This window comes from Nocardia sp. NPDC004718, from assembly GCF_053601535.1.
This window is the reverse complement of sequence record NZ_JBSGCA010000040.1, coordinates 1-3,521: the sequence shown is the minus strand read 5'-3', so window position 1 is coordinate 3,521 and position 3,521 is coordinate 1. Positions and strand designations below refer to the sequence as shown.

The following is a 3,521-nucleotide window of genomic DNA, read 5'->3' as shown; positions in this document are numbered from 1 at the left end:
GCGCCCCCCCACCATCTACGGCGTCCCGCGGCTGCGGGGGGCGCCGCCCCCCCCCGGCCCCCCCCCCCCCCCCGGGGGGGGGGGGGGGGGGGGGGGGGGGGGGGCCGCCCCCCCCCCCCCCCCCACGCCCGTGCCGAGCCTTATTCAGCGTGCGCCAGAGCGACCCGCTGTCTCTCGGTGTCGATATCGAGGATGCGCACCGTCAGAGTGGCACCGACCTGCGGTTCGGTGGACCACTCGGTGCGGTGCAGCAATCCGTGAATCCCTGGAGCGATCTCCATGAACGCGCCGAACGGCGCGATCTGCACGACGGTGGCCTCCAGCACTCCGCCCCGAGCGTGGGCGGCGACGAAGTCCGGCCATCCGCGCTGCTGCGATTCCGAATGGGACATGTATTTTCACCTCCTTCCGACGTCCCTGTAGTGACATGGGATTTCGCGAAGAAGGCGGCGGGCCCCTGGCCCGCCGGATGATCACAGCGCGGCCGGGTAACCGTTCTGTGTGCGGCGTGTCGCCGACCCGGCAGTCATGGCGACGACCATAACCCAGCGCGACGCGGCACGGCAAGATCAAGAGCCGGAGAACAACGAAAAGCGCAGTCCATCACCGACTTCGGCGATGGATCAGCGGTCGATTTCCGCCCAGAACGCGCAGTCGTGCCTGGCGGCGAAATCGTCCGTCATCACGCTGCCGGTCGCCCGCATGAGCAGAGCGGATCCATCGGGGCCGTTTCCCGTCGACGCCGGCCAGGGCTGCCATTCGGGGGAACCCGGCGCGTTCGGGTCACCGGTGTGGGCGAAGGTGGTCCACCATCGCTGCATCTGCGCGGCGAAAGCGGCGGACGCGCCGGTCCAAGGAATCGGCACGCCCATGAATCTGGTCAACAGATAGTAGAGCTCCGCGGAGTGAAAGGCGCCGGGCAGAACCGGATTGGCGTCACCGAGCGGCGCCTGATCGAATTCGTACTGCCACAGTGGATGTCCGGCATCGCGCGCCGTTCGGCTGGTGGACATGGTGGGACAGGCGAGCTCGCTGTCGGTGATCACCGCGACCTGGGCTGCTGCCGGTGACGGGAATCGGTCCAGCGGATATCGGGCCAGGACGCGGTCCGCGTCGGCGCCGAAGGACCGGCGCACGAAACGCTCGTAGCTCGCCGCGTCCGGGATATGGCCGCGGGCATAGTCGGTCTCGGCGACGATCAACGCGCCTTCCGCGGTGGTGGTCCCGATGAGGATCGGCGCTTTCCGCGCATCCCCCACCAGGCCCTGGTCGAGTGTCCGAGTGATGACGACGCCGTCGATGGCGGGAAACCAAATGGGATTCTCACCCTCGGATCGGGCGAGCGGCGAGTCCAGGAGTCTCGATACCGGCAGTGCGCGCAGGCAGGCCAGCCGGGTCGCGGCGTCGCCGCATCCGACGCTGTCCGCATAGCGCTGCGAGCGCGCGAAAGCATCGGCACGATCGCTTGGTGCCAGGGGCGCTCGAGCACAGGGACCGCTCTGGATGATCGCCTTGGCGAACAGGGCGTCGGAGCCGGGTGCGGCGAAGTGGGTGCAGACACTGACGGCGCCTGCCGACTCCCCGAAGATCGTGATGTTGTCCGGATCGCCGCCGAAGACGTCGGCGTTGTCGCGCAACCAGCGCAACGCGGCTTGCTGATCCTGGATGGCGACCGTACCGGTGGCGCCGCCGGATTCGGCCGCGAGTTCGGGCAGTGCCAGGAAGCCGAACGGTCCGAGGCGGTAGTTGGGGATGGCCACGACGACGTCGCCATCCGCGGCCATCCGGGTGGGACCGTCGTATTCGGTGTTGGAGCCGTCGAGATAGCCGCCACCGTGGAAGAACACCATGATCGGCCGCGCGCGGTCGCGGTCGCCGTCCGGCGCGTAGACGTCGATGGTCAGGCAATCTTCGCCGGTAGGCGCGAGCGACGGTATGCCGGGCAGGTATCCCGTCTGCGGACACTGCGGCCCGTGGTCGCGCGCAGGGCGCACGCCGGGCCACGGCGACACGGGGCGCGGCGGCGCGAACCGCGCTTCGCCCCCGGTGGGCGCGGCGAACGGAATGCCGAAGTACTCGGTGATCCCGTCGACGGCGCGGCCGGAGATCGCGCCGCCGGTCACCACCACATCCAGCGGCGGCGACGCGACCACGGACGCCGGAGCACCCGCGAACCACGTACCGGCGGCGACCGTCAGAGCGGTCGCGGTTCGCACGATCGAGCGAATCATGGCTGTGCCCTACCTCCGATGCGAGCGCTACGGTCGGCGGCGAGGCAGGCGGCCTCGTCCACCGCGGTAGCCGGCATCGATCGGCTGGGCGTGCACTCGGATCAGGAGTCGACCGGACGCACGCGGCGGGAACCGAATCGCCGCTCGAACCCTTCACCTGGCAGTCACACGTGTACGGCGCCCGTGAACCCTCCTGGCCGACTGCGTCGATGGCGTTCGAACGACACCCGACAGCGGACGCCGTGCCCGGCCCTCATCGTCCATCCAGCCCGCGGAAAGTCGCCGTTACCGATTTGAGCTGCGGCAATGGCACCCGGCTGATGCTACAGCGGTCCGGTGCGCGTCGCGGTACACGACGCAGACGTTCCGGTCGCCGCGGACTGGTGGCCACTATCGGTACGCGTCCGACCGGCGACAGCCCAGTCGCGCGTCAACGGTCGGCGAGCAACGCTCCTCGGCAAGAATCTCGAGCGTGTCGCGGATCTGGTCTTCGGTATGGCAGGCGGTGACGAAGAACCGCAGGCGCGCCGGATTCTCCGGCACCGCCGGGTACAGGATCAGGTTGACGTTGACGCTGAGGTGGTGGGATTTGCGTGCCGCCGTGTAGATAGCTGTCGATCTGCTGACCGCACATGTCCGTTGACCGGCCGAGGACCCTCGCGACACTAGTTGCTTAGCGCAAACAATCACTATATAGTTGCATAGCGCAAGCAACTTATCTCGTCTGGAGCGGCCATGGCAGTCTCGTCCGATACGGCTCAGAGCTTGATCAAGGAGCTCTATCTGATGGGCCGGGCGATCCGCGTCGCGCTCGCACACCCGGAGGAAGGGCACTTACTGCCGGGCGGCATCGGGGTGCTGGGCACCCTCGAGTCCAAAGGCCCGTGCAGGCAGGTCGACCTCGCCGTGGACCTGTGCATCAGCCCGAGCGCGCTGAGCAGGCACGTCACCGAGCTCGTCGGCGCGGGCTACATCAGCAGGCACGCCGACCCCACCGACGGGCGGGCCACCCTCATCCGGGCGACGGACGAGGGCCGCGATCTGCTGCGCCGTGTCCGCGCTTCGCGGGCCCGGGGATTGCAGGAGGTTCTCGCGGACTGGAGTGAGGGCGACGCGGAACGCGCCTGCCTCGCCATCCAGATGCTCCGGAACGCGTTGACCGCACACGCACAGAGCAGCGCGGTGCACGCGCACCAGCCGGTTTCGACAGAGAGTCAGGAAGTGGATGTCTAGTTCAGTCGATGCGGTGACGCGGCGCGACCCCGCCGCGATGACCCACCGCGAGGTCCT

General features: G+C 68.8%; 3 protein-coding genes. 1 reads left to right on the top strand and 2 read right to left on the bottom strand.

The features are described 5' to 3' along the window. Positions 1 to 140: 140 nt before the first annotated feature. On the bottom strand, positions 141 to 392 hold the full coding sequence (locus ACWEH3_RS26140) for a S1 RNA-binding domain-containing protein (protein ID WP_450026809.1): 252 nt from the start codon (positions 390 to 392) through the stop codon (positions 141 to 143). 231 nt (positions 393 to 623) lie between these two features. Next, on the bottom strand, positions 624 to 2,231 hold the full coding sequence (locus tag ACWEH3_RS26135) for a carboxylesterase/lipase family protein (RefSeq protein ID WP_450026807.1): 1,608 nt from the start codon (positions 2,229 to 2,231) through the stop codon (positions 624 to 626). Positions 2,232 to 2,966: 735 nt separating this feature from the next. On the opposite strand from ACWEH3_RS26135, the gene ACWEH3_RS26130 reads away from it, so the two are divergent. Then, positions 2,967 to 3,464, top strand: coding sequence for a MarR family winged helix-turn-helix transcriptional regulator (locus ACWEH3_RS26130; RefSeq protein ID WP_450026805.1), 498 nt, complete (start codon positions 2,967 to 2,969; stop codon positions 3,462 to 3,464). Positions 3,465 to 3,521: the final 57 nt, after the last annotated feature.